At 61.8% G+C, this 24,899-nt stretch carries 27 protein-coding genes; 10 read left to right on the forward strand and 17 right to left on the reverse strand.

The genetic code is table 11. From position 1 onward, the window contains the following. Positions 1 to 34: 34 nt before the first annotated feature. The 3 genes from DJFAAGMI_RS13525 to DJFAAGMI_RS13535 all read right to left on the reverse strand — a co-directional run bounded on the left by DJFAAGMI_RS13525 (position 35) and on the right by DJFAAGMI_RS13535 (position 1,705). On the reverse strand, positions 35 to 622 hold the full coding sequence (locus DJFAAGMI_RS13525; RefSeq protein ID WP_211457540.1) for a hypothetical protein: 588 nt from the start codon (positions 620 to 622) through the stop codon (positions 35 to 37). Continuing rightward, complete coding sequence (locus tag DJFAAGMI_RS13530; RefSeq protein WP_211457541.1) at positions 619 to 969, reverse strand: GIY-YIG nuclease family protein; 351 nt, start codon at positions 967 to 969, stop codon at positions 619 to 621. Before DJFAAGMI_RS13530 ends, DJFAAGMI_RS13525 begins: the two co-directional genes overlap by 4 nt. Before the next feature lie 169 nt (positions 970 to 1,138). Then, a complete protein-coding gene (locus DJFAAGMI_RS13535; RefSeq protein WP_249334309.1) occupies positions 1,139 to 1,705 on the reverse strand; it encodes a TetR/AcrR family transcriptional regulator in 567 nt (188 codons plus the stop codon). Between the two features lie 95 nt (positions 1,706 to 1,800). Here DJFAAGMI_RS13535 and DJFAAGMI_RS13540 point away from each other — a divergent pair, with 95 nt between their 5' ends. Further along, complete coding sequence (locus DJFAAGMI_RS13540; protein ID WP_249334311.1) at positions 1,801 to 2,994, forward strand: MFS transporter; 1,194 nt, start codon at positions 1,801 to 1,803, stop codon at positions 2,992 to 2,994. A 112-nt stretch (positions 2,995 to 3,106) separates the two neighbouring features. Here DJFAAGMI_RS13540 and DJFAAGMI_RS13545 read toward each other — a convergent pair whose 3' ends face one another. The 8 genes from DJFAAGMI_RS13545 to DJFAAGMI_RS13580 form a co-directional block, all read right to left on the reverse strand. Next, positions 3,107 to 3,460, reverse strand: coding sequence for a recombinase family protein (locus tag DJFAAGMI_RS13545; protein ID WP_211457543.1), 354 nt, complete (start codon positions 3,458 to 3,460; stop codon positions 3,107 to 3,109). A 79-nt stretch (positions 3,461 to 3,539) separates the two neighbouring features. After that, positions 3,540 to 3,794: a molybdopterin converting factor subunit 1 gene (gene moaD, locus DJFAAGMI_RS13550; protein WP_039049984.1), complete on the reverse strand. Its 255-nt coding sequence runs from the start codon at positions 3,792 to 3,794 to the stop codon at positions 3,540 to 3,542. Positions 3,795 to 3,805: 11 nt separating this feature from the next. Beyond that, positions 3,806 to 5,062, reverse strand: coding sequence for a molybdopterin molybdotransferase MoeA (locus DJFAAGMI_RS13555; RefSeq protein WP_211457544.1), 1,257 nt, complete (start codon positions 5,060 to 5,062; stop codon positions 3,806 to 3,808). Between the two features lie 14 nt (positions 5,063 to 5,076). Further along, positions 5,077 to 5,619, reverse strand: a complete 543-nt coding sequence (gene mobB, locus DJFAAGMI_RS13560; protein ID WP_211457545.1) for a molybdopterin-guanine dinucleotide biosynthesis protein B — start codon at positions 5,617 to 5,619, stop codon at positions 5,077 to 5,079. A gap of 128 nt (positions 5,620 to 5,747) precedes the next feature. Beyond that, positions 5,748 to 7,172, reverse strand: a complete 1,425-nt coding sequence (gene thrC, locus DJFAAGMI_RS13565) for a threonine synthase (protein WP_211457546.1) — start codon at positions 7,170 to 7,172, stop codon at positions 5,748 to 5,750. A 156-nt stretch (positions 7,173 to 7,328) separates the two neighbouring features. Further along, positions 7,329 to 8,525: a hypothetical protein gene (locus DJFAAGMI_RS13570; protein WP_211457547.1), complete on the reverse strand. Its 1,197-nt coding sequence runs from the start codon at positions 8,523 to 8,525 to the stop codon at positions 7,329 to 7,331. 91 nt (positions 8,526 to 8,616) lie between these two features. Further along, on the reverse strand, positions 8,617 to 9,951 hold the full coding sequence (locus DJFAAGMI_RS13575; RefSeq protein ID WP_003064309.1) for a homoserine dehydrogenase: 1,335 nt from the start codon (positions 9,949 to 9,951) through the stop codon (positions 8,617 to 8,619). 68 nt (positions 9,952 to 10,019) lie between these two features. Beyond that, positions 10,020 to 11,309, reverse strand: a complete 1,290-nt coding sequence (locus DJFAAGMI_RS13580; RefSeq protein WP_034389376.1) for a pyridoxal phosphate-dependent aminotransferase — start codon at positions 11,307 to 11,309, stop codon at positions 10,020 to 10,022. A 166-nt stretch (positions 11,310 to 11,475) separates the two neighbouring features. Between DJFAAGMI_RS13580 and DJFAAGMI_RS13585 the strand changes: the two genes are divergently transcribed. From DJFAAGMI_RS13585 to DJFAAGMI_RS13600, 4 genes are all read left to right on the forward strand, one after another. Then, entirely contained in the window at positions 11,476 to 11,844 is a 369-nt protein-coding gene (locus tag DJFAAGMI_RS13585; RefSeq protein WP_003057904.1) for an Mth938-like domain-containing protein, read from the forward strand. Between the two features lie 139 nt (positions 11,845 to 11,983). Next, positions 11,984 to 12,472, forward strand: coding sequence for a peroxiredoxin (locus DJFAAGMI_RS13590; protein ID WP_003057908.1), 489 nt, complete (start codon positions 11,984 to 11,986; stop codon positions 12,470 to 12,472). Positions 12,473 to 12,694: 222 nt separating this feature from the next. Then, a complete protein-coding gene (locus DJFAAGMI_RS13595) occupies positions 12,695 to 14,446 on the forward strand; it encodes a PhoH family protein (protein WP_211457548.1) in 1,752 nt (583 codons plus the stop codon). Continuing rightward, positions 14,447 to 14,851 (forward strand): hypothetical protein, encoded by a 405-nt coding sequence (locus DJFAAGMI_RS13600; RefSeq protein WP_211457549.1) that lies wholly within the window; start codon positions 14,447 to 14,449, stop codon positions 14,849 to 14,851. Positions 14,852 to 15,010: 159 nt separating this feature from the next. Here the strand turns inward: DJFAAGMI_RS13600 and dnaB are convergent, their stop codons facing one another. The 5 genes from dnaB to rpsF all read right to left on the reverse strand — a co-directional run bounded on the left by dnaB (position 15,011) and on the right by rpsF (position 18,032). Further along, positions 15,011 to 16,444: a replicative DNA helicase gene (dnaB, locus tag DJFAAGMI_RS13605; protein WP_167005686.1), complete on the reverse strand. Its 1,434-nt coding sequence runs from the start codon at positions 16,442 to 16,444 to the stop codon at positions 15,011 to 15,013. A gap of 150 nt (positions 16,445 to 16,594) precedes the next feature. Next, positions 16,595 to 17,047 carry a 50S ribosomal protein L9 gene (gene rplI, locus DJFAAGMI_RS13610; RefSeq protein WP_003057918.1) on the reverse strand — a complete coding sequence of 151 codons (453 nt, stop codon included), beginning with the start codon at positions 17,045 to 17,047 and terminating at the stop codon, positions 16,595 to 16,597. Between the two features lie 11 nt (positions 17,048 to 17,058). After that, positions 17,059 to 17,340, reverse strand: a complete 282-nt coding sequence (gene rpsR / locus DJFAAGMI_RS13615) for a 30S ribosomal protein S18 (protein ID WP_003057920.1) — start codon at positions 17,338 to 17,340, stop codon at positions 17,059 to 17,061. An 18-nt stretch (positions 17,341 to 17,358) separates the two neighbouring features. Continuing rightward, a complete protein-coding gene (gene priB / locus DJFAAGMI_RS13620) occupies positions 17,359 to 17,649 on the reverse strand; it encodes a primosomal replication protein N (RefSeq protein ID WP_003076580.1) in 291 nt (96 codons plus the stop codon). Positions 17,650 to 17,669: 20 nt separating this feature from the next. After that, positions 17,670 to 18,032, reverse strand: a complete 363-nt coding sequence (gene rpsF / locus DJFAAGMI_RS13625) for a 30S ribosomal protein S6 (RefSeq protein WP_003057922.1) — start codon at positions 18,030 to 18,032, stop codon at positions 17,670 to 17,672. A 313-nt stretch (positions 18,033 to 18,345) separates the two neighbouring features. Here rpsF and grpE point away from each other — a divergent pair, with 313 nt between their 5' ends. The 3 genes from grpE (at position 18,346) to dnaJ (ending at position 22,191) form a co-directional block, all read left to right on the forward strand. Then, positions 18,346 to 18,891, forward strand: a complete 546-nt coding sequence (grpE, locus tag DJFAAGMI_RS13630) for a nucleotide exchange factor GrpE (RefSeq protein WP_211457550.1) — start codon at positions 18,346 to 18,348, stop codon at positions 18,889 to 18,891. A 122-nt stretch (positions 18,892 to 19,013) separates the two neighbouring features. After that, complete coding sequence (dnaK, locus tag DJFAAGMI_RS13635) at positions 19,014 to 20,957, forward strand: molecular chaperone DnaK (protein ID WP_211457551.1); 1,944 nt, start codon at positions 19,014 to 19,016, stop codon at positions 20,955 to 20,957. A 100-nt stretch (positions 20,958 to 21,057) separates the two neighbouring features. Continuing rightward, positions 21,058 to 22,191, forward strand: a complete 1,134-nt coding sequence (dnaJ, locus tag DJFAAGMI_RS13640; protein WP_211457552.1) for a molecular chaperone DnaJ — start codon at positions 21,058 to 21,060, stop codon at positions 22,189 to 22,191. Between the two features lie 68 nt (positions 22,192 to 22,259). Here dnaJ and DJFAAGMI_RS13645 read toward each other — a convergent pair whose 3' ends face one another. Beyond that, positions 22,260 to 23,537, reverse strand: coding sequence for a tetratricopeptide repeat protein (locus DJFAAGMI_RS13645; RefSeq protein ID WP_211457553.1), 1,278 nt, complete (start codon positions 23,535 to 23,537; stop codon positions 22,260 to 22,262). A 172-nt stretch (positions 23,538 to 23,709) separates the two neighbouring features. Here DJFAAGMI_RS13645 and DJFAAGMI_RS13650 point away from each other — a divergent pair, with 172 nt between their 5' ends. After that, on the forward strand, positions 23,710 to 23,946 hold the full coding sequence (locus tag DJFAAGMI_RS13650) for a hypothetical protein (protein WP_211457554.1): 237 nt from the start codon (positions 23,710 to 23,712) through the stop codon (positions 23,944 to 23,946). Beyond that, entirely contained in the window at positions 23,909 to 24,877 is a 969-nt protein-coding gene (locus DJFAAGMI_RS13655; RefSeq protein WP_043007203.1) for a LysR substrate-binding domain-containing protein, read from the forward strand. The genes DJFAAGMI_RS13650 and DJFAAGMI_RS13655 overlap by 38 nt, the downstream gene beginning before the upstream one ends. The last annotated feature ends 22 nt before the right edge of the window (positions 24,878 to 24,899 follow it).

Genomic DNA, 24,899 nt, shown 5'->3' on the forward strand with positions numbered 1-24,899 from the left:
ATCAGCATTTTTCGCTTCAAACTCCGGAGCTAGATCAGAAGGCTCCGGCAGGCGCATGCAGACGCTGCCAGGCCAGGGCCCGCCAGGCAGGCGTTCCATAGGCAGCGACAAGATCGCGCCCGATGACGGACCAGGCCGGGTCGACCGGGTTCAAGCCCAAGGCCTCGATGAATGGCGCTTGCACGATGAAGCACTGGCGCCGATAAGGCAGCAAAAAACCATCCGCCTGCTGTGCAAGCACGCTGCGCGCCTGTGCATGCTCGCTGAACCAGATGTGCAGAAGAATGCCGCTACGCGGCACATGCCAGAAGCTGCCCATGTCATCTCCCGGTGCCGCCAGCGCTCCCAGCACCCGACGCGCCTGCTCCCAGCCGGCAAAGCCGACCTCGCGCGCCGCCTGATGCAAGTGGTCGCGCAAGGTGGCCGAGCCCCCAGTCCCCTCGCGACGCGCACGGCTCAAGCGCACACGGGCACGCACCTTGATCTCGTCGACCAGGGCCTGCTGCGACAGGAATCCGGAAACAGAACTTGCCTCCATGGCCGAACCCGACGGGTCAATGGCTGCAGCACCAGCGGGCAGCGCTTGGCCTGAGCTCATGGCATTCACGGCTTCGCTGCTCATGGCTGCACCCCTTGCAGCTCTTGCTGCCACAGGGACAGCAGGGCCTGAAGTTCGGCGTCATAGTCGAACAAGGGGTCGTCGCGTTCCTTCACGCGGTCCAGTACTTCAAAACGGAATGCCTGTGCGCCGTGGCGGGCCCAGGCCTGGGCCAGTGCCGCATCGCGCCGGGAGCCATTGCTCAGCTCGAACCGCAGGCGGTTGAGCATTGCGTCCACATTGCGGCTGGCACCCAGGCGCAACAAGTCGGCGGCATCGCAGCGCACCGCGTAGATACCCATGGCGGGAAACGCCTGTTTGTAGTCCCGCGCCAGCGCGCGCCGCGCCTGGGGAAGAAGAGGTGAAGTCATGACAGTGCTCCAGGTTGCATCGGAGCCTCCCGCGCTGGGCCCTTAGAACAACCATGGTCTGACAGAACATCGATCGAGCGTGAACACGCTGCTTAAAGCAAGGGTGAGAGCCTCTTGTGCGGGCAGGCGCCCCTTTGCACCTGTGAGCCGCGATTCTAGAGCAAGCGCCTCAGGCCTGCTCGGACGTCAGGTGGTCGACCAGCTTGCGCCCGAAAGCCACATCGGGCTGCAGACCGTAAAGAATGCGATAGACGATGGGTGCCACCAGCTGGTCCAGCATGGTGTCCACATCAGGACCCGACTCGCCACGCGCCCCGGCCCGACTCAGCACAATGCCAAGCTGGTCGCGGATGATGTCCACGCAGGCGCAGGTCACCTGGTCTTCCTGGGTCGCCACCAAGGTATCGCGCAGCAAGGTGCGCCCCAGAGGCGAGCCCATTTCCTCGATGTATTGCTCGGTCCAGGCCTGCAGATCGCCATGCAGGCTGCCCGTGTCCGCAGGCTCGGCAATGGGACGGATGCGCTCCAGCGCCACGTCGGCCAGCAGTTGCGGCAGGTCACCCCAGCGTCGGTACAGCGTGGAAGGCGTCACGCCGGCTTCGGTGGCTATCAGGGGGAAGGTCAGCTCCTCGCGCGGCATGTGCTCCAGCAGTTTCCTCACCGCCTGATGCACGCTGGCCTGTACACGGGAGCTGCGCCCGCCCGGCCGGGATTGGACTGGGTCTTTTGCAATCATGGTCATTAAAGCTAAATATTTGCGTTAATAAGAAATTAACGCAGAATACGCAAACGCAAAAAATTTGCTTTTATGGTAGCGGAGCCTGCTTTTCCATGTCCACATCCTCTGTATCCCTGACTGCGGTGTCCAGCACCCGCAATATGGCTGCTGTCGCCCTGACCCTGGCCAGCTTTTTGGCGGCATCCAGCGCTCCCACGCCCTTGTATCGCCTCTACCAGCAGGCCTGGGGCTTTTCGTCGGGCATGCTGACCCTGATCTTCGCGGTCTACGCCTTCAGCCTGCTCGTCGCCCTGCTCACCATGGGCGCACTGTCCGATTACCTGGGACGACGCCCCGTCATTCTTGCCGCCCTGGGACTGGAGGCAGTTTCCATGCTGATGTTTGCCCATGCACAGGATGCGCAAGCCCTGCTCTGGTCTCGCGTAGTGCAGGGCTTTGCCACCGGCATGGCCAGTGCGGCCCTGGGCGCGGCCCTGCTCGATATGGACCGCGAACGCGGTGCGCTGATCAACACCCTGTCTCCCATGATCGGCATGGCAGCCGGCGTGTTCGGCGCCAACCAGTTGGCCAGCCACGGCCATGACGGGCTGCATCAGATCTACTGGTGGCTGTTGCTGGTCTTTGCCGCATCAGCCTGGGCCATTGCCGTGATGCCTGAAACCGTCAGCCGCCGCAGCGGAGCCCTGGCCTCCATGCGCCCTCGCATCCGCCTTCCCGCGCATATCCGCCCGGCCTTCCTGCGTATGGCGCCGCTGGATATCGCCGCCTGGGCGCTGGCAGGCTTTTATCTGTCTCTAGGCCCCACCCTGCTGCGCGTGATCACCGGCTCCACCCTGATGGCAGGCCTGGCCGTGTGCATCAACACCCTGAGCGCCGCGGCGGCCATCTGGCTGCTGCGCCACTGGACGGCCCAGCGCATGCTGCGCTTTGGCGGCTCGGTGCTGCCGCTGGGCATCGTGATACTGCTGCTGGGCGTGGCCAGCCACAGCCTGACGCTGATGGTGGCAGCCTCCGTCATTGCCGGCGCGGGCTTTGGCGTGGGATTTCAGGGCGCGCTGCGCAGCGTGCTGCCGCTGGCCGAGCCGCATGAACGCGGCGGCCTGCTGTCCACCATCTATGTGCTGAGCTATCTGGCCTTCAGCCTGCCTGCCATCGCCGCAGGGCTGCTGACCCAAAGCCTGGGGCTGGTGCCCACCACCTATGGCTATGGTCTGATGCTGATCGTGCTGGGCTTGCTGGCACTGGCAGCCACAAGGCAGCAAGCCGTCGTGCAGCAGGCCGCCTGAACCCCTAGCTGTCGCCTGCGCGCCGCGTGGCCTGACAGCTTTTCTGCTACCCCATCAAAAAAGCCGTGCAGCAGACGCAGCACGGCTCGGCTCGAGGATCGGTCTGACGGCTTCAGGCCTGAGCCGAGTCGGCAGCCTTCCAGTCCGCATAGCGGTTCAGAATGCGCTGCACCTGACCATGGGTCCACTCGCCGCCCTTGGCCGCCGCAATACCCCGTGCATTGAGTTCGGCCGCCATGGCGCGATGGGTCAGTCCTTGTTCCTGCAACGCGGCAAACAGCGCTTCATGCTGTCTGGCAAAGGCATCGGCTGCCGATTTGCGCTTTTCCACCGTGGCGCGGATATTGGCCGCACCGGCCGTACCCAGCTTGACGCCGCGCTCACGTGCTTCGGCCAACGCCTTGCGGGTGCGGGCGCTGATCTCGGGATTGACTTCGGGCGTGGGCGGATCGGCGGTTTCGGTCATGGCATTAGAGATGGGTATATGACTCCGGAGCTGGGAACAGCACAGCAGCGGTGTGTGAGGCAACAGGCGGCAAGGCTAATCAGCCGCCCGTCACAGGCGGGAAGAACGCCACTTCGTCGCCATTGCTGAGCACGGCATCTGCATCACAGATATCCTGGTTCAGCGCCATGCGCACAGCCTTGCCGGCAGCCAGCGCCTGGGCAGCCGCATCGCTGCGGCTCATCAGTTGCTCGCGCAATGCTCCCACGGTGGCTGCCGGAGTCTGCAGGCTTTCGCTGCCCGTGCCCAGGGCCTCCCGAATCGAGGCGAAATATCGAATCGTAACGGTCTTCATCTCCAACTCCATCAGGCCATGAGTTCGGCAAACGGGATAAAGCGCACGCTGTCTCCCATGGCAATCGTGGTGCCTGCGGGATTGTCCACCACACCGTCGCCCCAGGCCGTGGAAGTCAACACCCCCGAACTCTGGTTTCTGAACAACTCCAGCCCGCCACGCTCGTTGTAGCGCACCCGCAGAAACTCTCTGCGCTTGTCGCCCTTTGGCCACTCGAAATCGGCGCGCGCCGAGATGGCTCGTGGCAGCACGTTCTCAACGCCCTGCAGACGCAGCAGGAAGGGGCGCACCAGCACCTGGAAGGTGACAAAGCTGGAGACCGGGTTGCCCGGCAGCCCGATGAAATGCGCAAAGCCTGTGCCGGACTCGCGATTGACGCGGCCGTAGGCAAAAGGCTTGCCGGGCTTGATGTTGATCTGCCAGAGATCCAGCTGCCCCAGCTCCTGCACGGCAGGCTTGATATGGTCTTCCTCGCCCACGGAGACACCGCCGCTGGTGACGATCACGTCGTGGTCCATGGCGGCATCGGCCAGTGCGGCAATCGTGGCCTCGCGGTCGTCGGGAACAATGCCCAGATCCGTCACCTCGCAGCCCATGCGCAGCAGCAATGCACGCAAGAAGAAGCGGTTGCTGTTGTAGATGCTGCCCGCCGGCATGTCCTGCGGAGCGACGGTGCCGGGCATGACCAGTTCATCGCCGGTAGAGAACAAGGCCACTCGCGGCTTGCGTGCCACCTGCAGGCGGGCAAAGCCCATGCTGGCGGCCAGACCCAGGTGGGCCGGCGTGAGGCGGGTGCCGGCCTCGATCACGGTCGCTCCCTGCGTGATGTCCTCACCCGCACGGCGAATCCACTGGCCGGCACGAGGCTCGGCCTTGATGCGCACGCGGCCGTCCTCGAGCAACTCGCAATCTTCCTGCATGACGATGGCATCGGCCCCGGCCGGCACGGGCGCGCCCGTGAAGATGCGGGCAACGGAGCCTGCAACCAGGGCCTCAGGCGAGGTGCCGGCGGGAATGCGCTGCGACACCGGCAGCACCGCCGTGCCGCCCGCGCATTCGGCGGCGCGCACTGCATAGCCGTCCATGGCCGAGTTGTCCTGAGGCGGCACCTGCAGCGGCGAGACGGCGGCCTGCAGCAGCACGCGGCCATCGGCATCGAAGGTGTCCACCAGCTGTGCGCCGGCATGGGGCCGGGCATGGGCCAGCAGCTCCTGCAGGGCCTCGTCCAGAGGCTTGAGCGGCTTGCGGGGCGTCTGTGATGCTTGCATTGCTGTGTCTTTCCTTAGTTCTTGTATTGCAGAGAATCCGAATGCGCCAGCAGCCATTGCAGCACAAGCTGGGGCTGGTTCAGGTCCAGCACGGGCTGGACAGGCGTTTGCGGCAGATCCCGGGCAGCATCGGTGGCCACGGCCAGCACCCGAGGGTCGTGCGCAAACAGCGGCTCCAGGCTCTTGCCCTTGTCCAGCCTGTCCTGCTGCTGACGCCAGACCTCGATCTTGGGCAGCTCGCCATGCTTGAAGCCTTCGACCAGCACCCAGTCCACGCTGGGGTCCAGCTGCGCCAGCATGTCGTGCACGCTGGGCTGCGCGGGCTGCTCGTATTCGCGCATCAACGCCATGCGCCTGTCGGACGCGAGCAGCACTTCATAGGCTCCCGCCTTGCGGTGACGCCAGCTGTCCTTGCCTTCGCGATCCACATCAAAGTCATGATGGGCATGCTTGATGACCGAGACCCGCAGCCCGCGCTGCCTCATCAGCATCACCAGCGCCTCGACCAGGGCCGTCTTGCCCGCGCCCGAATATCCGGCAAAGCCTATGACCTTCATATTGATTTCAATATAATTTTGATAGCTAACAGCGCTTTATGGATAAGCGGATGACGACTATTTTATTCAAAGAAAAAAGCACCTGTCGCCAAGCCACAGGTGCTTTTCAAGCTTAACGCCGCAAGGCTTTATTTGCAGTTTTCGGCAATAAAGGCCTTGACCTGGTCCACATCGGAAGCCATGACGACCACACGCTTGGGCAGGTCTTCGATGCCGTTGAACTTGGCGGGACGGTCGGGCTGGCGGCCCAATGCTTCTTCGATAGTCGCCGCAAACTTGATGGGCAGAGCGGTTTCCAGCACCAGCATGGGCTCTGCGCCCAGATGCTCGCGCGCCACCTTCACGCCGTCAGCGGTATGGGTGTCGATCATCTGATCAAAGCGCTCGAAAGTGTCCTTGATGGTGGCCAGACGGTCGGCATGGGTGCTCTTGCCACTCACAAAACCGTACTTGCCGGCCGCATCCTTGAAAGCGGGATCTGTGCTCAGATCGAACTTGCCCGCCTTGGCCACGCCTTCGGCGAACAGCTGCCTGGTGCGCACGCCGTCGCGGCCCACCAGATCGAACACAAAGCGCTCGAAATTGCTGGCCTTGGAGATGTCCATCGAGGGGCTCGATGTCTCGTAGGTATTGGCCGAGCCTCGCACCTGGTAGACGCCTGTGCGGAAGAACTCGTCCAGCACATCGTTCTCATTGGTGGCCACGACCAGCTTGGCAATCGGCAGGCCCATCTGGCGCGCCACATGGCCTGCACAGATATTGCCGAAGTTGCCCGAAGGCACGGTGAAGCTCACCTTCTGGTCATTGGAGCGGGTGGCCTGCAGATAGCCGGCAAAGTAGTAGACCACCTGGGCCAGCAGACGTGCCCAATTGATGGAGTTGACCGTGCCAATCTTGTACTGGGCCTTGAAGGCGTGGTCGTTGGAGACGGCCTTGACGATGTCCTGGCAGTCGTCAAACACACCTTCGATGGCGATGTTGTGGATGTTCTCGTCCTGAAGGCTGAACATCTGCGCCTGCTGGAAGGGGCTCATGCGGCCGTGGGGACTGGTCATGAAGACGCGCACGCCCTTCTTGCCGCGCATGGCGTATTCGGCCGCGCTGCCGGTGTCCCCGCTGGTGGCACCCAGGATATTCAGTTCCTCGTTGCGGCGGGCCAGTTCGTACTCGAACAGATTGCCCAGCAGCTGCATGGCCATGTCCTTGAAGGCCAGCGTGGGGCCGTTGGACAGGGCTTCGATGTGCAGCACGCCATCCAGCTGACGCACGGGCACGATGGCGTCGCTGCCAAAAACTTCCTTGGTATAGGTCTTAGCACACAGGGCGCGCAGATCTTCGGCCGGAATGTCGTCGATATAGAGCGACAGAATCTCGAAGGCCAGGGCCGCATAGCCCTTGGTGGCCAGCGTCTCGCGCAGCTGGCTCAGCTTGGCATCGTCGATCCGGGGATACTCGACGGGCAGGTACAGGCCGCCATCGGGAGCCAGACCTTCGAGCAAAATGTCGCAAAAACGCTTGCGGTCAGCATGGCCGCGGGTGGACAGATACAGCATCTCAAACTCGCCAAAAACTAAAATTCGGAACCAGCAGCCAAACGGACAGAAGTCGTGCCGCCAAGCCGACCATTATCGGTCAGCAAGCCCGATTTGACTGCGCGCGAATGCAGAGACCGGCCAACGCCATTGCCTCATATCGCACGGAACGGGGACTCAGGGTTGGAAATAGCGCTGCGCCCCCGGCTTGATATAGGGCTTCAGCTCCTTGAACGGGACACTGACGCCACTGCCCAGGCACACTCCCATGGCATGGCCTATGCCTGAAATCACAAAGCTCATCTTGTCGGGCTTGTCGAACATCAGCGCCATGTACTGAGGCAGGAGCTCGGTGCACTCCTTGTCATCCTCTGAATACCGGCTCACTGCCTTGCTCAGAAAACGCGACAGCCGATCACCGTATTCCAGCTTGTACTCGCCATATTTCACGTCCTTGAGCAGGCGGGTGAAGTCCATATAGCCGCCCCGCAGCAAATCCAGCACAAAAGGGTCGTAATGATTGTTGGGGTGCGCGCCGCCGCAACCGGTTGAACCGGACTCCACCACACTCATCAAGGCGCTTGAGAGGTACGTCACCTTGATCGACTCGTTATTGAAGTCCCCCAGCGAGCCTGCCGCCGGGCCAGCGTTCTGGTAGATCGAGCCCACACAGGCCAGCGCCTCCAGACTCATGCCCCAGTGGCGCTGCTCCAGAACGGTATTGGTCTGGGCCAGAATTTTGGTATCCGGATGGCGCGTGAGGCGCGGATACCAGAACTGGGTACGCGCATCGCGCACCGGCCTCCAGGCCAGATTGGGGCTGACCACCACTTCCTTGCCCTGCTCCAGCTTTTGCTCGACCACTTTCAGATAGTCGTAGGGCGTGGCCTGTGCCGAGATGGCAACGCCCGATGCAATACCGCTGCCCGCACCTTGCACAATCGCCAACGTCACGGCCTCCACACCGAATGGCGCTATCTTTTCAGGGTCGTACTGCGCAATATGGGTAAGGGCTAACGGCAGTTTTTTGCCATGAATATCATCCACCCACTCACCAGCCAAAGCACTGCCTTGCTGGCGCAGTTGCCAGACGATGCGGCGCTGTTGGGAGTCGGTCAACACGGGAGGCTCGCCACCGCTTTCACGCGCCCAGTCGTTATTCAAAGGACGTGCCTCAGACAGCGCATTCAGCGCGCCCCGGAGCGGAATATCCACTCCATGGCGCAGATAGAAATAGCGCCCCTGGCGTTCACCATCCGCACCCGGTTTGCTCAGCTCCATCACCACCGCCGAGCCGCCCAGCGTGCCACGATAGACATCGACGGGCGCCGCTTGCGCACCCGCTGCCACCAAAAGCAAAAAGGCTGGCGCCATAGGGCGCCAGCCTTTGAAGGAGTTTGCAATACCGACATCGCACTGAACAGGAAATAAACCGGTTTGAGTGCGACGGTACATGCTCAAGTCCTTAGTTCAGCTCTTCCTTGCGGATGCGGGTGATGGGAGCCAGCACCGTGGGCAGGCCCTGGATTTCGGCCAGCGCCTTGTCCATATCCCCTTCGCGCGTGTCGTGTGTGAGGATGATCAGGTCGGTCTGGGTCGAGCCTTCGCCGCCCACTTCGTCGGCCTCGCGCTGCAGCACCGCATCGATGCTGATGCCAGCACCGGCCAGCAGGCCGGTGATCTTGGCCAGCACTCCGGCTTCGTCAGCCACGCGGATGCGCAGGTAGTAGCTGGTCACGACCTCGGCCATGGGCAGCACCGGCAGCTCGCTGCCGGCGGCAGCCAGGCTGCTGCTCTGGAAGGCCAGGGCAGGCACGCGGTGGGCAGGATCGGAGCCGTCCATGCGGGCGATATCCACCAGATCGGCCACCACGGCGGAAGCGGTGGGCTCGGAGCCGGCTCCCTTGCCGTAGTACAGCGTGGTGCCCACGGCATCGCCGTTCACCACCACGGCGTTCATCGCGCCTTCCACATTGGCGATCAGACGCTTGGAAGGCACCAGCGAGGGGTGCACACGCAGCTCGATGCCCTTGTCCGTGCGCTTGGTGATGCCCAGCAGCTTGATGCGGTAGCCCAGTTGCTCGGCGTAACGGATATCGGCACCGGCCAGCTTGGTGATGCCTTCCACATAGGCCTTGTCGAACTGCACGGGAATGCCGAAGGCAATCGCGCTCATCAGCGTGGCCTTGTGGGCAGCGTCCACACCCTCGATGTCGAAGGTGGGGTCGGCTTCGGCGTAGCCCAGACGCTGTGCTTCCTTGAGCACCACATCGAAGTCCAGGCCCTTGTCGCGCATCTCGGACAGGATGAAGTTGGTCGTGCCGTTGATGATGCCGGCCACCCACTGGATGGAGTTGGCGGTCAGGCCTTCGCGCAGGGCCTTGATGATGGGAATGCCACCGGCCACAGCGGCTTCATAGGCCACCATCACGCCCTTCTCGGCCGCAGCCTTGAAGATTTCCGTGCCGTGCACTGCCAGCAGGGCCTTGTTGGCGGTCACCACATGCTTGCCAGCCGCGATGGCTTCCAGCACCAGGGCCTTGGCAATGCCGTAGCCACCGATCAGCTCGACCACCACATCGATATCGGGGTTGGCGATGACTTCACGTGCGTCGCCGACCACCTTCACCTTGTCACCCACCACGCTCTTGGCGCGTTCGGTATCCAAGTCGGCGACCATGGTAATTTCAATGCCGCGACCCGCACGACGGCGAATCTCGTCTTGATTGCGTTCCAGCACATTGAAAGTACCGCTGCCTACGGTGCCAATGCCCAACAGGCCTACTTGGATGGGTTTCATAAGTTCTAAGGTCAAAAAAGCGCTGAAGCGCTTGAAAATCAAGCGCCACCAGCTATCAAAAAGATGTGTTACGCGGCTTTCTCAGCCTTGGCAGGCTTGAGAGCCTTTTCTGCCGGCACTGCCTTGGGCTTGTCCGTGCCATGGCGCTTGCGGTACTTCTCGAGGAAGGCTGCCAGCCGGTTGATGGCCTCGCGCAGATCTGCCTCATGCGGCAGGAACACGATGCGGAAATGATCAGGCTCGGGCCAGTTGAAACCCGTGCCCTGCACCAGCATGACCTTGGTTTCCTGCAGCACTTCGAGGAAGAATTCCTGGTCGTCCTGGATCGGGTAGACGGCGGGATCCAGGCGCGGGAACATGTACAGCGCACCCTGAGGCTTGACGCAGCTCACGCCGGGAATAGCGTTGATCAGCTCCCAGGCCAGATCGCGCTGCACGCGCAGGCGACCGCCCTCCTGCACCAGAGCATCGATGCTCTGATGACCGCCCAGTGCCGTCTGCACCGCCCATTGGCCGGGCACATTGGCGCACAGGCGCATGTTGGAGAGCATGTTCAGGCCCTCGATGTAATCCTTGGCGGGCTTTTTGTCGCCCGAGATCACCATCCATCCGGCACGGTAGCCGCAGGAGCGGTAGGCCTTGGACAGGGAATTGAAGGTGATGGTCAGCACGTCGATGGACAGGCTGCCCAGCGGCGTGTGCTTGGCATCCTCGTACAGCACCTTGTCGTAGACCTCGTCCGCGAAGATGACCAGGCCATGCTCGCGCGCCAACTCCACGATCTGCAGCAGCAGCTCCTTGGAGTACAGCGCACCCGTGGGGTTGTTGGGGTTGATGACGACGATGCCCTTGGTGCGCGGCGTGATCTTGGCGCGGATGTCGTCCATATTGGGCATCCAGCCATTGGACTCATCGCACATGTAATGCACGGGCGTGCCGCCGGACAGGCTGGTGGCAGCCGTCCACAGCGGATAGTCGGGCGCAGGCAGCAGCATCTCGTCGCCGTTGTCCAGCAGCGCGTTGGTGGCCAGGCTGATCAGTTCCGAAGCACCGTTGCCCAGATAGATATCGTCCAGTGTCACGCCCTTGATGCCCTGGCGCTGGGTTTCGTGCATCACGGCCTTGCGCGCCGCGAAGATGCCCTTGCTGTCGGAGTAGCCTGCCGAGTTGGGCAGGTTGCGGATCATGTCCTGCTGCACTTCCTCGGGGGCGTCGAAGCCGAACACGGCCAGATTGCCGATGTTGAGCTTGATGATCTTCTGGCCGTCGTCCTCCATCTTCTTCGCCGCGTCCATGATCGGCCCGCGGATGTCGTAACAGACGTTTGCTAACTTGGCGGATTTTTGAACGGTTTTCATGCGAATCAATACAAAAGGATTTCAGGCACGCCAGGGCGCATTAAGTGCCATGGTGAAACCTATAATTTAAGCACAGTTCCGCGCTGCAGCAATGTCCCCACCCTCTCTGTATGGAGACAGCAGCCATCGCACCCGTCCAGTGCGCCGATTACGCACACTCTCCATCATGAAATTTCATGCAGACAAATCCGATGCGCAAACCATCACCGGCTATGGCCCGGGCTGGATCGCCGTTGACAAGCAAAACCATGAAACCAGTCTGCTGGTCGGGGCCCGCGGCCTGCTGACCGAGTGGAACTGCACTCGCTTCGAAGACCTGACCGCCGAGCATTTCGAGGAACTTGCCAAGCTGGATGCGGAAGTCGTGCTCTTCGGCAGCGGCAGCAAGAACCGCTTTCCGCCTGTGGCCTGGCTCAAGCCGCTGATCGCCAAACGCATTGGCCTGGAGAGCATGGACACTGCTTCGGCCTGCCGCACCTATAACGTCCTGGCCAGCGAAGGCCGTAACGTGGTCGCAGCCCTGCTGCTAGCATAGACTTCTGAGCTTACATTGAGAGAAATACGTATTTCAGGGTAAAATCGCAGGTTGCGGTTGGGGGCGATCGATTGATAAAAACAAAAATACCACCGACGCCCTCGGCATTTCAACGAACACACCCGAGAGATACAAGCGCATGGCGATCGTTGTCAACAAACCACTCCCAGAATTTGAAGCCAACGCCACCGGCGGCGTCAAGGTGTCCAACACCTCGCACAACGGCCAGATTCTGATCCTGTATTTCTACCCCAAGGACAACACGCCGGGTTGTACCACGGAAGCAATGCAATTCCGCGATAAGTACAAGGATTTCGTGAAGGCTGGCGCCACCGTGTTCGGTGTGTCGCGCGACAACATGAACTCGCACAACGACTTCAAGGAAAAGCTGGAACTGCCGTTCGAGCTGATTGCCGACACCGAAGAGAAGATGTGCCACATGTTTGGCGTGGTCAAGAACAAGATCATGTACGGCAAGAAGGTCAAGGGCATCGAGCGCTCCACCTTCCTGATCGGCGCAGACGGCATCCTGATGCAGGAATGGCGCGGCCTGAAGGTTCCCGGCCACGTGGACGAAGTGCTCAAGGCCGTCAAAAGCCTGAAGACTCAGGACAAGAAGGTGGCCTGATCCCCGCCCGGGACTGAAAACCTTGCAATTATCTACACGCAAAGTATTTCAAAGTCTTTAAACAAGGCAAAACAGGAAATACTGCGTTCAGGCCCCCGCGGCCTATGCATAATGGGGCATGCCTCAGTGCTACGCAGTATTCTCTGTTCACCCCACCAAAGCCGCCTCGGTTTCCAGGCGGCTTTGTGCTTTTTGAATCTTGTTGAGAACGGTTCGTCCACTATGCCCCTGCCCCCCGCACCCGGCCACCGCGCCGCAAAGCTCCCCGCAGAAGCCTTTTCGTCCACCCGCAAGTCTGCCAAGACTGCAGAGCTTGACGAGGATCTGAACCCCTCCACCGGAGCTGCCCTGAGCGCAGCTCCAGAGACCGCTCCCGCTGCCACCAAGCCGCGCCGCAGCACCAGCAAGCCCGCCGCCTCCGCCAAGCCGCGCAAGACTGCTGCTGCAACACCCACTGCGGCAGCATCGGCTGGCGCAGCAACGGCTGCCGCAGCCAAGACAGGACCAGCTGCCGCAGCCCCCGCCAAACCCGCCGAAGCGGCTGCCAAGCCTGCCCGCCGCGCCCGCAATACGCGTACCGGCCCGACCACACTGTTCGTGCTGGACACCAATGTGCTGCTGCACGACCCCAGCAGCCTGTTCCGCTTCGAGGAACATGACATCTTCCTGCCCATGGTGGTGCTGGAAGAGCTGGACAACCACAAGAAGGGCATGACCGAAGTGGCGCGCAACGGCCGCCAGGTCAGCCGCACGCTGGACTCCCTGGTTGCCTCCCAACCCGCCGACGGTCTGGAAAAAGGTCTGCCGCTCAATGCCACGGGCCAGCGCAGCGCCACCGGCACGCTGTACTTCCAGACCAATCCCCTGGATGCCTCCCTGCCCGAGAGCCTGCCCCAGGGCAAGGCCGACAACCAGATTCTGGGTGTGGTCGCAGCCTTGCGCGAGCAGCACAAGGACCGTGAAGTGGTGCTGGTGTCCAAGGACATCAATATGCGCGTCAAGGCGCGCGCACTGGGCCTGGCTGCCGAGGACTACCAGAACGACAAGGTGCTGGAAGACGGCGATCTGCTGTACTCGGGCGCCCTCGCCCTGCCGCACGACTTCTGGACCAAGGCCGGCAAGAATGTGGAGAGCTGGCAGGAAGGCGCCATCACCTACTACCGCGTCAGCGGCGTCATCGTCGATCAGTTGATGATCAACCAGTTCGTCTACTACGAGGCGCCGGGCGAACCCAGCCTCTACATGCGCGTGACCGAAATCCGCGACAAGACGGCCGTGCTCAAGACGCTGCGCGACTTCGGCAATCCCAAGAATGCCGTCTGGGGCGTTTCCACACGCAATCGCGAGCAGAACTTCGCGATGAACCTGCTGGTCAACCCCGAAGTCGACTTTGTCACGCTGACCGGTACGGCCGGCACCGGCAAGACCCTGCTGGCACTGGCCGCCGGCCTGGCCCAGGTACTGGACGAGCGCCGTTACACCGAGATCATCATGACCCGCGCCACGGTGAGCGTGGGCGAGGATATCGGCTTCCTGCCCGGCACCGAAGAGGAAAAGATGGGCCCCTGGATGGGCGCCCTGGACGACAACCTGGAGTTCCTGGCCAAGGGCGACGGCGGCAATGCCGGTGAATGGGGGCGCGCAGCCACCAATGAGCTGATCCGCAGCCGCATCAAGATCAAGAGCATGAACTTCATGCGCGGTCGCACCTTCCTGAACAAGTACGTCATCATCGACGAGGCCCAGAATCTGACGCCCAAGCAGATGAAAACCCTGATCACCCGTGCCGGCCCCGGCACCAAGATCATCTGCATGGGCAATCTGGCCCAGATCGACACCCCCTATCTGACCGAAGGAAGCTCGGGCCTGACCTATGTGGTGGACCGCTTCAAGGGCTGGCCCCACAGCGGTCACATCACCCTGGCGCGTGGCGAACGCTCGCGCCTTGCGGACTTCGCCAGCGAGGTGCTGTAAGTGACCAGCTGGATCGCGGCGCTCAAGCTCGTGCCCTGGGGCGAGGTCATCAAGGCCACGCCCCAGGTGGTGAAGGCTGCCCAGGGCATGCTCAAGAAGAAAGAGGCCCAGGCCGAAGCGCGCGAGCAGGATGCCAGCGCGGACAGCGCCAGGCAGCGCATTTCGCCACCGGCTTCCGCCGGCGAGCAGGCGCTGCTGCTGATCCAGCAACAGGAAGAGCGCATCGCCCAGCTGGAGCAGTCGCAACGCCAGTCGCTGGAGATCATCGAGAAGCTGGCCCAGCAAAACGCCCAGATCGTCGCGACCGTGGGGGCGCTGCGCATAGGCGCACAGCGCCTGGCCTGGGCCTGCGGCGTGCTGGGACTGTGCGTGATCGGTCTTGGCATCTACCTGTTCACACGCTAGCGCCGCAATCACTCAAAAACAAAGCCCGCAAGGTCTGTGCCTTGCGGGCTTTTCTTATATCCACATTCAATTTGATAGCTGCCAGCGCCCGTTATTCATAGATTTCATATTCATAGAGTTCTGAAATCCATACGCTACAAGCGCTAGAAGCTATGTATTTTAGTATTCGTCCGTGCCGTAGCCTTGTGCCAGATTCTCGAAACGCGTCTGGTTCTTCTGGAAGAAGAGCTTCACCGTGCCCGTCGGCCCGTTACGCTGCTTACCGATGATGACCTCGGCAATATTGGGCTCCTTGCTCTCTTTGTTGTAGTAATCGTCGCGGTAGATGAACATGATGATGTCCGCATCCTGCTCGATGGCGCCCGATTCACGCAGGTCGGACATCATGGGGCGCTTGTCGGTACGCTGCTCCACCGAGCGGTTGAGCTGGGACAGCGCAATCACCGGGCATTGCAACTCCTTGGCCAGCATCTTCAAGCCCCGCGAGATTTCGCCCAGCTCGGTCGCGCGGTTGTCGGAACTGGCGGCCGATCCCGAGCCGCTCATCAGCTGCAGGTAATCGACCACGATCAGGCCCAGCTTGCCACACTGGCGCGCCAGACGACGTGCATTGGCACGCAGCTCGGTCGGGGACAGGCCCGGGGTTTCGTCGATATGCAGCGACACCGTGCGCAGGCGCTCGATGGCCTCGGTCAGACGCGGCCACTCGTCGTCGCTGAGCTTGCCGGTACGCAGATTGCCCTGGTTGACGCGGCCGATGGAGCCGACGATACGAACCGCCAGCTGGGCCGCGCCCATTTCCATGGAGAAGATGGCGACCGGCAAGCCTTCATTGAGCGCCACATGCTCGGCAATATTCACGGCAAACGAGGTCTTGCCCATGGAGGGACGCGCCGCCAGCACCACCATGTCGCCAGCCTGCAGGCCCGAGGTCATGCGATCCAGATCGACAAAGCCCGTGGGGACGCCGGTCACATCCATGGGGTTGTCGGCCATCTCCTGGACCCGGTCCAGCAGATCCACCACCAGCGTGTCCAGCGACTGGAAGCCCTGCTTATTGCGCGCCCCCTCCTCGCCGATCGCCATGATCTTCTGCTCGGCCTCGTCGAGGATGCGCTCGACGGTCTTGCCCTGAGGATTGAAGGCATTGGTCGCGATGTCGTCGCTGGCCGTGACCAGCTTGCGCAAGATGGCGCGCTCACGCACGATTTCCGCATAGCGGCGGATATTGCTGGCACTGGGCACATACTGCGCCAGCTGGTTCAAATACATCAGGCCGCCGACTTCCTCGGCCTTGCCCATGCCCTGCAGATGCTCGTAGACCGTGATCACGTCAGCCGGCTTGCTGGCATTGATCAGCTTGCCGATGGCTTCGAAGATCAGCTTGTGCTCGTGCCGATAGAAGTCGCCGTCGTTCAGCAGGTCGCCCACGCGCTCCCAGGCATTGTTGTCCAGCAGCAGACCACCGAGCACCGAAGATTCCGACTCCATGGAGTGCGGCGGCACACGCAGTTGCGCCACCTGCTGGTCTGCAGGCGGAACCGGGGCGAATGCATCATCTTGCAGATCAAGCGGGGGCATTACTGACGACATGAGACTCCTAGAGACAAGTCCTCCATCGTAGCGGGAGGCGGTGGCAACGTCACGGCGGGCGACGAGAAAAACGCTGGCGAGACAAACAATTACCGGAAAACAAAAAACCGCCCGAAGGCGGCTTTTTGCCAATTCAGAACAGAGCCTGAATTAGGAGTGGTCGCCGTACACGGAGACAGCCACTTCTGCAGCCACGTCGGTGTGCAGAGCCACCACCACAGTGGCGTCGCCAACGGTCTTGATGGGGCCGTTGGGCATGCGCACTTGCGACTTGTTCACTGCGAAACCGGCCTTGACCAGTTCTTCAGCGATGTCGGCGTTGGTGATGGAGCCGAACAGACGACCGTCAACGCCGGCCTTCTGAGTGATCTTCACGTTGGCGCCGTTCAGCTTTTCGCTCAGTTCTTGAGCGGCAGCCAGCTTCTCGGCAGCAGCCTTTTCCAGCTCAGCGCGCTTGGCTTCGAATTCAGCCTTGGCAGCAGCTGTTGCACGACGTGCAGCGCCGGAGGGGATCAGGAAGTTACGAGCGTAACCGTCCTTGACCTTGACGATATCGCCCAGGTTACCCAGGTTCACAACCTTTTCGAGCAGAATGATTTGCATAGTCGTGCTCCTTAGATCTTGTGCTGGTCAGAGTAGGGCAGCATAGCCAGGAAGCGAGCGCGCTTGATGGCTGTGTTCAGCTGACGCTGATAGATGGCGCGCGTGCCGGTCAGGCGTGCGGGCACAATCTTGCCGTTTTCGGCGATGAAGTCACGCAGGGTGTCGACATCCTTGTAGTCGATTTCTTCGACGCCGGCGACTGTGAAGCGGCAGAAACGCTTGCGCTTGAACAGCAGCGACTGGGTGTTGCGCTTAGGACGCTTGTCCTTGTTGAATTTCTTGAACGTGGCCATTGCTGGACCTCTTGAAAATTAATTTTGTTGAATATCCTGAATGTGTAAAACCAGCATCTTGCTATTGCGCGGCGTGGCCAGAAAACCTTGAAAGGTCCATTGGCTACCGGGTGCTTGGCGGGCCAGCTTTTCAGCCAGGGCGCCAAAGGCAACAGCCTTGACAGATGCATTCACGTTGCGCGCACTGCCCAGCTCTTGTTGCTGCGAACTGTGTTCAATTCGCAAATCCAGGGCCGGCAATCCGGCGGGCGTGTAGCGCAAAGCAGCTTGCTCTGCGAGAAGGCCCGTCAATACAACGCGGTTTTCCACTCCTTCAGTGTCTGATGCTATTAAGCGTGCTCAGCCTGGTTGGCCTTGCGGGCTTCTTCGCGCTCAACGCTCTTCATCATGGCGGAAGCAGCTGTATCAGCCTTCTTCTTCTGCACAGTCAGGTGACGCAGCACGGCATCATTGAACTTGAAGGCGTGTTCCAGTTCAGCCATCACAGCCTGGTCGGCTTCGATGTTCAGGCACAGGTAGTGAGCCTTAGCGAGCTTGTTGATCATGTAAGCCAGCTGACGACGGCCCCAATCTTCTTCGCGGTGCACCTTGCCGCCACCAGCAGCAATCATGCCCTTGTAGCGCTCCAGCATCGCGGGAACTTGTTCGCTTTGATCCGGATGGATCAACAAAATGATTTCGTAATGACGCATAACGACTCCTTTTGGGTAAACGCCGCCCACTGCGTCTGTAGCGGTGCGGCAAGGCAAAACGTTAGATTCTAGCCGAGTGGCAGACTATCTGTACACTCTGGGGCCTATAAACCTGCGATTAGCATTGGTCAATCAAGGCGAGAGGTACTGAAATCACAAGCACTTACTCTCCTAGAATGCTCCGCAAATCCTGCAGGCTCACTTCAGCCGCTGCGCCCTTCGCCCTTGTCGGGCGGCACGGGTCTTGAAATAGACCTGCCGGAGCGCATCTGGAAGACAGATTGTCTTAAGTTTTGAGAAACCTTCACCAACTATGACCGAGAACCAAAACCCCAACACCATCAACGACGCCAGCCCCGAGGAACTGGAAGCGGCCCTGGCAGCCAATGCGTCGGACGAACTGGGTCGTCTGCAGGCCGAGCTGGAAGAACTCAAGGCCAAGAGCGCCGAGCTGGCCGATCAATACCTGCGTGCCAAGGCCGAAGCCGAGAACATGCGCCGCCGCGCCGAAGAAGAAGTGACCAAGGCCCGCAAGTTCGGCATCGAGAGCTTTGCCGAAAGCCTGCTGCCCGTGATCGACAGCCTGGATGCCGCACTGGCCATCCAGAACGCCACGCCCGAGCAGCTGCGCGAAGGCTCGGACGCCACGCTGCGCCAGCTGACTTCGGCCCTGGAACGCAACAAGGTGCAGGCCATCAACCCGGCTGCGGGCGAGAAGTTCGATCCTCACCATCACCAGGCCATCTCCATGGTTCCCGCCGACCAGCCCGCCAACACCGTGGTGGCCGTGCTGCAAAAGGGCTATGTGATCGCTGACCGCATCCTGCGCCCCGCGCTGGTGACCGTGGCCCAGGGCTGAGCTGCAAAGACACCAATAACCCCACCGTCAGGGCAAAAATTGTGAGTGACGGCTCTTGAAGCCGGCCGCAGTGCCCACAAGTGACGAATCAAGCAAACATTCAACAGATTACGGAGAGAATTATGGGAAAAATCATCGGTATTGACCTGGGCACCACCAACAGCTGCGTCGCCATCATGGAGGGTAACAACACCCGCGTGATCGAAAACAGCGAAGGCGCCCGTACCACCCCCTCCATCGTCGCCTATCAAGAAGACGGCGAAATCCTGGTGGGCGCATCCGCCAAGCGCCAGGCCGTCACCAACCCCAAGAACACCATTTACGCTGCCAAGCGCCTGATCGGCCGCAAGTTCGCCGAAGCCGAGGTGCAAAAGGACATCGACCTGATGCCCTTCCAGATCGTCAAGGCCGACAACGGCGACGCCTGGGTGCAAGTGCGCGACCAGAAGCTGGCTCCCCCCCAGATCAGCGCCGAAGTGCTGCGCAAGATGAAGAAGACCGCCGAGGACTTCCTGGGCGAGCCCGTGACCGAGGCCGTCATCACCGTGCCCGCCTACTTCAACGACGCCCAGCGTCAGGCCACCAAGGATGCCGGCCGCATCGCCGGCCTGGAAGTCAAGCGCATCATCAACGAACCTACCGCTGCTGCCCTGGCCTTCGGCCTGGACAAGGTGGGCAAGGGCGACCGCAAGGTGGCCGTGTATGACCTGGGTGGCGGCACTTTTGACGTCTCCATCATCGAAATCGCCGACGTGGACGGCGAAAAGCAGTTCGAAGTGCTGTCGACCAACGGCGACACCTTCCTGGGCGGCGAAGATTTCGACCAGCGCATCATCAACTACATCATCGACGAGTTCAAGAAGGAACAAGGCGTTGATCTGTCCAAGGACGTGCTGGCCCTGCAGCGCCTGAAGGAAGCCGCTGAAAAGGCCAAGATCGAGCTGTCGAACTCCGCACAGACCGACATCAACCTGCCCTACATCACCGCCGATGCCACAGGTCCCAAGCACCTGAACATCAAGCTGACCCGCGCCAAGCTGGAGTCGCTGGTGGACGACCTGATCGAGCGCACGATTGCGCCTTGCCGCACCGCCATCAAGGATGCAGGCATCTCGGTGTCCGACATCCACGACGTGATCCTGGTCGGCGGCATGAGCCGCATGCCCAAGGTGCAGGAAAAGGTCAAGGAATTCTTCGGCAAGGATCCCCGCAAGGACGTGAACCCCGACGAAGCCGTGGCCGTGGGCGCTGCCGTGCAGGGCCAGGTGCTGGGCGGTGAGCGCTCCGACGTGCTGCTGCTGGACGTGACTCCCCTGTCCCTGGGTATCGAAACCCTGGGCGGCGTCATGACCAAGATGATCAGCAAGAACACGACCATCCCGACCAAGTTCGCGCAGACTTTCTCCACGGCTGAAGACAACCAGCCTGCCGTGACCATCAAGGTGTTCCAGGGCGAGCGCGAGATTGCCAGCGCCAACAAGATGCTGGGCGAGTTCAACCTGGAAGGCATTCCACCCGCAGGTCGTGGCGTGCCCCAGATCGAAGTGACCTTCGACATCGACGCCAACGGCATCCTGAACGTGTCGGCCAAGGACAAGGCTTCCGGCAAGGAAAACAAGATCACCATCAAGGCGAACTCGGGCCTGTCGGAAGAGGAAATCCAGAACATGGTCAAGGATGCGGAACTGAACGCCGCCGATGACAAGAAGAAGCTGGAACTGGTGACTGCCAAGAACCAGGGCGAAGCTGCTGTTCACAGCGTCAACAAGAGCCTGGCCGAACATGGCGACAAGCTGGATGCGGCCGAAAAGGGCGCCATCGAAACCGCCGTCAAGGAGCTGGAAGAAGCGCTCAAGGGCGAGGACAAGGACGCCATCGACGCCAAGACCACAGCCCTGATGACCGCCAGCCAGAAGCTGGGCGAGAAGATGTACGCCGACGCACAGGCCGCTGGCGGTGCCGAAGCCGCTGCTGCCGCAGCAGGTGCCTCCGCCGGTGCCGGCGCCTCGGCTGCCGCTGACGACAACGTGGTTGACGCCGAAGTCAAGGAAGTCAAGAAGGACTAAGCGCGGGCAGGTCCTGGCCTCAAACCATTGACCGCTTGCCGCCGCGCCGGGCTCCCAGGAGCTGGCGCGGCGTTCCTGTTCCATCCGACCGAAAACTCACATGTCCAAACGTGACTACTATGAAGTTCTGGGCGTTGCCAAAAGCGCCTCGGACGATGACATCAAGAAGGCCTATCGCAAGCTGGCGATGAAGTTCCACCCTGACCGCAATCAGGGCGACAAGGCCAAGGAAGCCGAGGAAAAGTTCAAGGAGGTCAAAGAGGCCTACGAGATGCTTTCCGACAGCCAGAAACGCGCGGCCTACGACCAGTACGGCCATGCTGGCGTGGACCCGAACCGCGGCATGGGTGGCGGCGAGGGCTTCGGCGGCTTTGCCGAGGCCTTTGGCGACATCTTTGGCGATATGTTCAACGGCGGCGGCGGCCGCGGCGGTCGCGGCGGCCGTCAGGTCTACCGCGGCAACGACCTCAGCTACTCCATGGAAATCACCCTGGAAGAGGCTGCCAAGGGCAAGGATGCCCAGATCCGCATCCCGAGCTGGGACAGCTGCGACACCTGCAGCGGCAGCGGCGCCAAGCCCGGCACCAGCACCAAGACCTGCTCCACCTGCAACGGCATGGGCACGGTGCAGATGCGCCAAGGCTTTTTCAGCGTGCAGCAGACCTGCCCGCACTGCCGTGGCACGGGCAAGATCATTCCCGAGCCCTGCACCTCCTGCGGCGGCCAGGGCAAGGTCAAGCGCCAGAAGACGCTGGAAGTGAAGATTCCCGCCGGCATCGACGACGGCATGCGCATCCGCTCGGCCGGCAACGGCGAGCCCGGCACCAATGGCGGCCCGGCAGGCGACCTCTATATCGAGATTCGCGTCAAGGATCACGACATCTTCGAGCGCGACGGCGACGATCTGCACTGCAATGTCCCCGTGAGCTTCATCACCGCTGCCCTGGGTGGCGAGATCGAAGTGCCCACACTGCAGGGCAAGGCGGCGATCGACATCCCCGAAGGCACGCAAGCCGGCAAGCAGTTCCGCCTGCGCGGCAAGGGCATCAAGGGCATTCGCTCCAGCTACCCCGGTGATCTCTATTGCCACATCGTGGTGGAGACCCCGGTCAAGCTCACCGAGTACCAGCGCAAGCTGCTCAAGGATCTGGATGAATCGCTCAAGAAAGGCGGCTCCAAGCATTCGCCCAGCGGCGAGAGCTGGACGGATCGCCTGAAAAGCTTCTTCAGCTAAGCACTGACGCTCAACAAAAAAGCCCATCGGCCATGCGCCTGATGGGCTTTTTTTTCAGAGGGCGGAAATCACTCCTTGCCCGGCTTCCAGCTACGCACCTCGCGCTGAACCTTCAGCCGCTCCGACGGGCTCAACGCCTGCTCGGCCGCCTGCATGCGGCTTTGCAGCGAGGGATCCTTGACCTGGGCGATGGTCAGCCAGAAATAGGCCCTGCCCATGTCCTTCTGCACGCCCTGGCCGCTGGCATACATGGCCGCCAGATTCGACTGCGCCAGCGTGTAGCCCTGCTTGGCCGCGCGATCGAACCAGCGCGCCGCCTGGCCGGCATCCTGCGCCACGCCCTGGCCGTTGGCATAGAGAAAACCCAGAGACGACTGCGCCGCCGCATTGCCCTGGCCGGCAGACTTCTCCAGCCAGCGTGCAGCGCGCGTCAGATCCTGGGGCACCAGGGCACCCACGGCATAAATCATGCCGGCGTTGTACTGGGCATCGGCATGGCCTTTCTCGGCCGCCTGCTCAAACCATTGCAGGGCGGCACGCCCGTCTTCCTTGACACCCCGGCCGCTGGAGAGCATCACGCCCAGACTGTACTGACCCGCAGCCTCGCCGCTTTTGGCCGAGCGCTCGAACCATTTCACGGCCTGCGCATCGTCTGCGGCCACGCCACGCCCCTCGGCATACATCAGCCCCAGATTGTTCTGAGCAATGCCGTCGCCCTGATCTGCCGCCTTGCGGTACCAGCTCACGGCCTGCGCCTCGTCCAGCGTCACACCCCGCCCATTCGCGTAGAGCACCCCCAGATCGGATTGCGCAGGCGCATAGCCCTGCTCGGCCGACTGGCGATACCAGTGCACGGCCTGGGCCAGATCCTGATTCACACCCTTGCCGAAACGATAGCGCGAGCCCAGCAGATACTGGGCCTTGGCATCGCCCGTCTGGGCTTCGGCTCGCATGGCGGCCAGCTCCTTGGCATCCTCGGCCTGATTGTTTCTGGCCTCCGGCGTCCAATGCTCGCGGCCCAGCGGAGCGGCCGCTGCAGCACCGGCTGCCGCAGCCCCGGCCGCCGCCGCATGGCGACCGGCACGGCCTTTCTTGCCGGCCTTGGCTGCTGAAGATTTGGCAGCGCCTGAAGTCGCGCTCTTGGCGGGCTTGGACGATTTGGCTGGTGCGGCCGCGCTGGACTTGGCCGGGGTCTTGCCCTTGGCCGCCGCCGGCAGGGCCATGCCACCACCCAGAGCCAGGGCCGCCGCCAGCAGGCAGGCATGGCTCCAGCAGCGGCTGCGGTTCAAGAGGGGTGCCCCGGCCGAAGCCAGGGCTGGCAACTCGGAAGGCTCACTATCGGACATCGGATGGTTCGGAACTCTCATAACTCACATTTTTGCAGCGAATAGCGGCGCTTCCAGACTGCTTTACTGACGATTTACTTTGTAAAAAATGCAGGGCCCTGACGCCGGGAAGACCTCCTGCGCCCCAAGGCCGGATCGGGCTTGCACGATTCCAGTATCTAGAGCCTGCGCTATGAAAATGCAAGTACGCGAAACCGGCAAATGCAACATTGCTGCTCCAGCTCACGCCAAACCATCGCAAAACAAGAAATCACCCATCGCCAAAATTTACCCATCGCCAACCAAGACATCTCATTCAAAGATGGATTCACCTGAATTAATCGGTAAAAATGCTGAAAACTTCTCGAAACGAGAAGACTTGAGCCTACCCCATGAAGAATTCAGAGCGCAGTTTTGCGCGCCGCATTGATCTCACCTCGCTTCAGCTGTTCGTCGCCGTGTGCGAACTGGGCAGCATTGGCCGCGCCGCTGAACGCGAGTTCATTGCGGCCTCGGCCGTCAGCAAGCGCCTGTCCGACCTGGAAGCGACGGTGGATACCGCCCTGCTCTATCGCCACAGCCGCGGCGTGACGCTGACGCCGGCCGGCGAAAGCCTGCTGCACCATGCCCGCAATGTGCTGTACGGGCTGGAGCGCATGCAGGGCGAGCTCTCCGAATACGCCGACGGCGTGCGCGGCCATGTGCGCATGCACGCCAATATGTCGGCCATCGTGCAGTTTCTGCCCGAGGACCTGGGGGCGTTTGCACGCGAGCACAGCCAGATCAAGATCGACCTGCAGGAACACCTGAGCCCCGACGTGCTGAGTGCGGTGGCCGAGGGCACGGCCGATATCGGCATCTGCACGCTGGGCAACATCAGAAGCAGCGAAGGCCAGCAGGCCACCGTGCAACTGAGCCAGGGCAATGTGCCGCTGCAATACCGCAGCTATCGCGAAGACAGGCTGGTCGTCGTCGTGCCCGAGCGCCATGCCCTGGCCGATCGCGAGAGCGTGGCCTTCACGGAAGTGCTGGAATGGGACATCGTCGGCCTGCATGCGGGCTCCTCCATCAGCCTGGCCATGCGCTCTGCCGCTGCTCAGGCCGGCCACCCGCTGCACCAGCGCATCCAGGTCACCAGCCTGGACGCCATGTGCCGCATGATCGACAACGGACTGGGACTGGGTCTGCTGCCCGACCGCGCGTTCGAGTTGATGCATGGCGTGGGCCATCTGCGCGCCGTGCGGCTCACCGACGACTGGGCACACCGCGAACTCTGCGTGGTGGCGCGCGACTTTGAAGCGCTGCCGGTGACCACCCGTCTGCTGGTCGATCACCTCTGCCCCGCCAGCGCCAAGGCTTGAAGCACTGCTCAGGCCCGCCACA

Source organism: Comamonas brasiliensis, assembly GCF_018292285.1.
In the GTDB taxonomy this organism is placed as follows: domain Bacteria; phylum Pseudomonadota; class Gammaproteobacteria; order Burkholderiales; family Burkholderiaceae_C; genus Comamonas; species Comamonas brasiliensis.

Coding starts and splice junctions, on each gene's coding strand:
- rpsR (WP_003057920.1), bottom strand. CDS start 17,340: ATGGCCACGTTCAAGAAATTCAACAAGGACAAGCGTCCTAAGCGCAAC.
- dnaK (WP_211457551.1), top strand. CDS start 19,014: ATGGGAAAAATCATCGGTATTGACCTGGGCACCACCAACAGCTGCGTC.
- DJFAAGMI_RS13650 (WP_211457554.1), top strand. CDS start 23,710: ATGAAAATGCAAGTACGCGAAACCGGCAAATGCAACATTGCTGCTCCA.
- DJFAAGMI_RS13595 (WP_211457548.1), top strand. CDS start 12,695: ATGCCCCTGCCCCCCGCACCCGGCCACCGCGCCGCAAAGCTCCCCGCA.
- DJFAAGMI_RS13645 (WP_211457553.1), bottom strand. CDS start 23,537: ATGTCCGATAGTGAGCCTTCCGAGTTGCCAGCCCTGGCTTCGGCCGGG.
- DJFAAGMI_RS13530 (WP_211457541.1), bottom strand. CDS start 969: ATGACTTCACCTCTTCTTCCCCAGGCGCGGCGCGCGCTGGCGCGGGAC.
- DJFAAGMI_RS13575 (WP_003064309.1), bottom strand. CDS start 9,951: ATGAAACCCATCCAAGTAGGCCTGTTGGGCATTGGCACCGTAGGCAGC.
- DJFAAGMI_RS13555 (WP_211457544.1), bottom strand. CDS start 5,062: ATGCAAGCATCACAGACGCCCCGCAAGCCGCTCAAGCCTCTGGACGAG.
- DJFAAGMI_RS13655 (WP_043007203.1), top strand. CDS start 23,909: ATGAAGAATTCAGAGCGCAGTTTTGCGCGCCGCATTGATCTCACCTCG.
- rpsF (WP_003057922.1), bottom strand. CDS start 18,032: ATGCGTCATTACGAAATCATTTTGTTGATCCATCCGGATCAAAGCGAA.
- DJFAAGMI_RS13535 (WP_249334309.1), bottom strand. CDS start 1,705: ATGATTGCAAAAGACCCAGTCCAATCCCGGCCGGGCGGGCGCAGCTCC.
- DJFAAGMI_RS13585 (WP_003057904.1), top strand. CDS start 11,476: ATGAAATTTCATGCAGACAAATCCGATGCGCAAACCATCACCGGCTAT.
- dnaJ (WP_211457552.1), top strand. CDS start 21,058: ATGTCCAAACGTGACTACTATGAAGTTCTGGGCGTTGCCAAAAGCGCC.
- dnaB (WP_167005686.1), bottom strand. CDS start 16,444: ATGTCGTCAGTAATGCCCCCGCTTGATCTGCAAGATGATGCATTCGCC.
- DJFAAGMI_RS13570 (WP_211457547.1), bottom strand. CDS start 8,525: ATGGCGCCAGCCTTTTTGCTTTTGGTGGCAGCGGGTGCGCAAGCGGCG.
- moaD (WP_039049984.1), bottom strand. CDS start 3,794: ATGAAGACCGTTACGATTCGATATTTCGCCTCGATTCGGGAGGCCCTG.
- DJFAAGMI_RS13540 (WP_249334311.1), top strand. CDS start 1,801: ATGTCCACATCCTCTGTATCCCTGACTGCGGTGTCCAGCACCCGCAAT.
- grpE (WP_211457550.1), top strand. CDS start 18,346: ATGACCGAGAACCAAAACCCCAACACCATCAACGACGCCAGCCCCGAG.
- DJFAAGMI_RS13545 (WP_211457543.1), bottom strand. CDS start 3,460: ATGACCGAAACCGCCGATCCGCCCACGCCCGAAGTCAATCCCGAGATC.
- mobB (WP_211457545.1), bottom strand. CDS start 5,619: ATGAAGGTCATAGGCTTTGCCGGATATTCGGGCGCGGGCAAGACGGCC.
- DJFAAGMI_RS13525 (WP_211457540.1), bottom strand. CDS start 622: ATGAGCAGCGAAGCCGTGAATGCCATGAGCTCAGGCCAAGCGCTGCCC.
- rplI (WP_003057918.1), bottom strand. CDS start 17,047: ATGCAAATCATTCTGCTCGAAAAGGTTGTGAACCTGGGTAACCTGGGC.
- DJFAAGMI_RS13580 (WP_034389376.1), bottom strand. CDS start 11,309: ATGAAAACCGTTCAAAAATCCGCCAAGTTAGCAAACGTCTGTTACGAC.
- DJFAAGMI_RS13590 (WP_003057908.1), top strand. CDS start 11,984: ATGGCGATCGTTGTCAACAAACCACTCCCAGAATTTGAAGCCAACGCC.
- thrC (WP_211457546.1), bottom strand. CDS start 7,172: ATGCTGTATCTGTCCACCCGCGGCCATGCTGACCGCAAGCGTTTTTGC.